21 tRNA genes are annotated in these 2,534 nt (G+C 47.6%); all 21 read left to right on the top strand.

Annotated elements, in window-relative coordinates:
- Positions 1 to 38 precede the first annotated feature (38 nt).
- Positions 39 to 127, top strand: a tRNA-Leu gene (locus FYJ83_RS19455).
- 84 nt (positions 128 to 211) lie between these two features.
- Positions 212 to 288, top strand: a tRNA-Met gene (locus FYJ83_RS19450).
- Between the two features lie 40 nt (positions 289 to 328).
- Positions 329 to 405 (top strand) — tRNA-Met (locus tag FYJ83_RS19445).
- Between the two features lie 9 nt (positions 406 to 414).
- A tRNA-Glu gene (locus FYJ83_RS19440) sits at positions 415 to 489 on the top strand.
- Between the two features lie 5 nt (positions 490 to 494).
- A tRNA-Val gene (locus FYJ83_RS19435) sits at positions 495 to 570 on the top strand.
- 5 nt (positions 571 to 575) lie between these two features.
- Positions 576 to 652 (top strand) — tRNA-Asp (locus FYJ83_RS19430).
- Between the two features lie 35 nt (positions 653 to 687).
- Positions 688 to 763: transfer RNA gene (locus FYJ83_RS19425), tRNA-Thr, on the top strand.
- A gap of 6 nt (positions 764 to 769) precedes the next feature.
- Positions 770 to 854, top strand: a tRNA-Tyr gene (locus tag FYJ83_RS19420).
- A gap of 14 nt (positions 855 to 868) precedes the next feature.
- Positions 869 to 942 (top strand) — tRNA-Gly (locus FYJ83_RS19415).
- 32 nt (positions 943 to 974) lie between these two features.
- A tRNA-Arg gene (locus FYJ83_RS19410) sits at positions 975 to 1,051 on the top strand.
- 5 nt (positions 1,052 to 1,056) lie between these two features.
- Positions 1,057 to 1,133, top strand: a tRNA-Gln gene (locus FYJ83_RS19405).
- Positions 1,134 to 1,290: 157 nt separating this feature from the next.
- Positions 1,291 to 1,366: transfer RNA gene (locus FYJ83_RS19400), tRNA-Lys, on the top strand.
- A gap of 3 nt (positions 1,367 to 1,369) precedes the next feature.
- Positions 1,370 to 1,458: transfer RNA gene (locus tag FYJ83_RS19395), tRNA-Ser, on the top strand.
- Positions 1,459 to 1,487: 29 nt separating this feature from the next.
- Positions 1,488 to 1,578, top strand: a tRNA-Ser gene (locus FYJ83_RS19390).
- A gap of 10 nt (positions 1,579 to 1,588) precedes the next feature.
- Positions 1,589 to 1,665 (top strand) — tRNA-Ile (locus tag FYJ83_RS19385).
- 80 nt (positions 1,666 to 1,745) lie between these two features.
- Positions 1,746 to 1,821 (top strand) — tRNA-Phe (locus FYJ83_RS19380).
- A 12-nt stretch (positions 1,822 to 1,833) separates the two neighbouring features.
- Positions 1,834 to 1,910 (top strand) — tRNA-Ile (locus FYJ83_RS19375).
- 11 nt (positions 1,911 to 1,921) lie between these two features.
- Positions 1,922 to 1,996 (top strand) — tRNA-Trp (locus tag FYJ83_RS19370).
- Between the two features lie 23 nt (positions 1,997 to 2,019).
- Positions 2,020 to 2,095, top strand: a tRNA-Val gene (locus tag FYJ83_RS19365).
- Positions 2,096 to 2,210: 115 nt separating this feature from the next.
- Positions 2,211 to 2,287: transfer RNA gene (locus tag FYJ83_RS19360), tRNA-Ile, on the top strand.
- 25 nt (positions 2,288 to 2,312) lie between these two features.
- A tRNA-Ile gene (locus tag FYJ83_RS19355) sits at positions 2,313 to 2,389 on the top strand.
- Positions 2,390 to 2,534: the final 145 nt, after the last annotated feature.

The following is a 2,534-nucleotide window of genomic DNA, read 5'->3' as shown; positions in this document are numbered from 1 at the left end:
CGAGTCCCACCCCAAGAGCCATTAGAAACATAAAAAACGCCGGAGTGGCGGAACAGGCAGACGCACAGGACTTAAAATCCTGCGATCCTCACCGATCGTACCGGTTCGATTCCGGTCTCCGGCACCAATTAATTCTGAATTATAAAAGAGTTAAGGGTGTAAAACGATACATATATAATATGTATAGAGAAGTAGTATATTAATATAATGCCGCGGGATGGAGCAGTCTGGCAGCTCGTCGGGCTCATAACCCGGAGGTCGTCGGTTCAAATCCGGCTCCCGCAACCATAATTTTTAAAGAAGTCAATATAGAAACACTAAAAAATTTGGCGGCGTAGCTCAGTTGGCTAGAGCATGCGGTTCATACCCGCAGTGTCAGCGGTTCAAATCCGTTCGCCGCTACCAAATAAATAAGGCCCCATGGTCAAGCGGTTAAGACATCGCCCTTTCACGGCGGTAACCCGGGTTCGAATCCCGGTGGGGTCACCATTTATGGGCGCATAGCTCAGTTGGGAGAGCACCTGCCTTACAAGCAGGGGGTCACAGGTTCGAGCCCTGTTGTGCCCACCATAAATGGCCTGGTAGTTCAGTTGGTTAGAATGCCAGCCTGTCACGCTGGAGGTCGAGGGTTCGAGTCCCTTCCAGGTCGCCATTACAACTTTAATACAAGAAGCAAATTTAACAAATGCTGGCGTAGCTCAATCGGCAGAGCAACTGACTTGTAATCAGTAGGTTGGGGGTTCAATTCCTCTCGCCAGCTCCACAATGAGGAGGAGTACCCAAGTGGCTAAAGGGGACGGACTGTAAATCCGTTAGCTAAGCTTTCACTGGTTCGAATCCAGTCTCCTCCACCATTATAATTTAATACGCGGGTGTAGCTCAGTGGTAGAGCCCCAGCCTTCCAAGCTGGTTGCGAGGGTTCGATTCCCTTCACCCGCTCCATAGATTTGTTATAAATCTAAAAAAATAAATTTGCGCCTATAGCTCAGTAGGATAGAGCAACGGACTTCTAATCCGTGTGCCGGGGGTTCGAATCCTCCTAGGCGCGCCAAATGATGGGGTGTAGCCAAGTCGGTAAGGCACTAGACTTTGACTCTAGCATTCCACAGGTTCGAGTCCTGTCACCCCAGCCATTGAAATAAATAACAATTATATATGATCCATTAGCTCATGTCGGTATAAGCAGGGGACCAAAATCGTAGTTTTCGATTTTATGTACATCGCTTAGTCCTTGATTGGTAAGTTCAATCGGAGAGATATATCACATCTGCTATTATATCAAATAATCATGATCCATTAGCTCAGTCGGTAGAGCACCTGACTTTTAATCAGGGTGTCCCGCGTTCGAGTCGCGGATGGATCACCATATGGAGAGGTACCGAAGCGGTCATAACGGGGCGGTCTTGAAAACCGTTAGGGTGCAAGCCCACGTGGGTTCGAATCCCACCCTCTCCGCCAAATAAATAAATTTAGTTCCATAATACTATGGAGAAGTACTCAAGTGGCTGAAGAGGCTCCCCTGCTAAGGGAGTAGGTCCTTCACGGGGCGCGAGGGTTCAAATCCCTCCTTCTCCGCCAAGTATGGTAGGGGCCTTTAGCTCAGTCGGTTAGAGCGCCCGGCTCATAACCGGTAGGTCCGGGGTTCGAGTCCCTGAAGGCCCACCATTTATAACCTAATTTAATCAGTTTTCATAGGTTAGGCAAGAATTATGGATAAGTAAAAACGATTCAATAAATTTAAACGTGCCCGGATAGCTCAGTCGGTAGAGCAGTAGACTGAAAATCTACGTGTCGCTGGTTCGATTCCGGCTCCGGGCACCATGTTTGTTTTTGGGGCCTTTAGCTCAGTCGGTTAGAGCGCCCGGCTCATAACCGGTAGGTCCGGGGTTCGAGTCCCTGAAGGCCCACCATTATTACTTGTAGGGGTGTAGTTCAGTGGCAGAACGTCGGTCTCCAAAACCGAATGTCGTGGGTTCAAATCCTGCCACCCCTGCCAATTAAATTAAAAAAATATAATATGGGCGCATAGCTCAGTTGGGAGAGCACCTGCCTTACAAGCAGGGGGTCACAGGTTCGAGCCCTGTTGTGCCCACCATATATGACCTAACCGGCGAACGATAGTAAGCTAATGTAGGTCAAACGCAATGAGCATCAAATCTATATAAGTATAACGAGTAAATAGATTTTAGTTGCGAAACTGCGAAACTTTTGGACCTGTAGCTCAGGTGGTTAGAGCGCACGCCTGATAAGCGTGAGGTCGGTGGTTCGAGTCCACCTAGGTCCACCATAGTTTATAATAATTTATATACTATGGGCCTTTAGCTCAGTCGGTTAGAGCGCCCGGCTCATAACCGGTAGGTCCGGGGTTCGAGTCCCTGAAGGCCCACCATAAAAAACAGACCATAAGGTCTTCTAGTGTTGCATCAAAATAAAAAATACCAGTTGACATGGTAAAATTTGATTAATGAAAAAAAGAGCCTCATTTGGTTTAATGGAATTATCGAGAAACCATACACCAAGGAGGTTCTTTTTCA

It is taken from the genome of Tissierella pigra, assembly GCF_009695605.1.
Lineage (GTDB): Bacteria > Bacillota > Clostridia > Tissierellales > Tissierellaceae > Tissierella > Tissierella pigra.
Note: the sequence above shows the minus strand (reverse complement) of the source record. Positions and strands in the feature narration are given on the sequence as shown.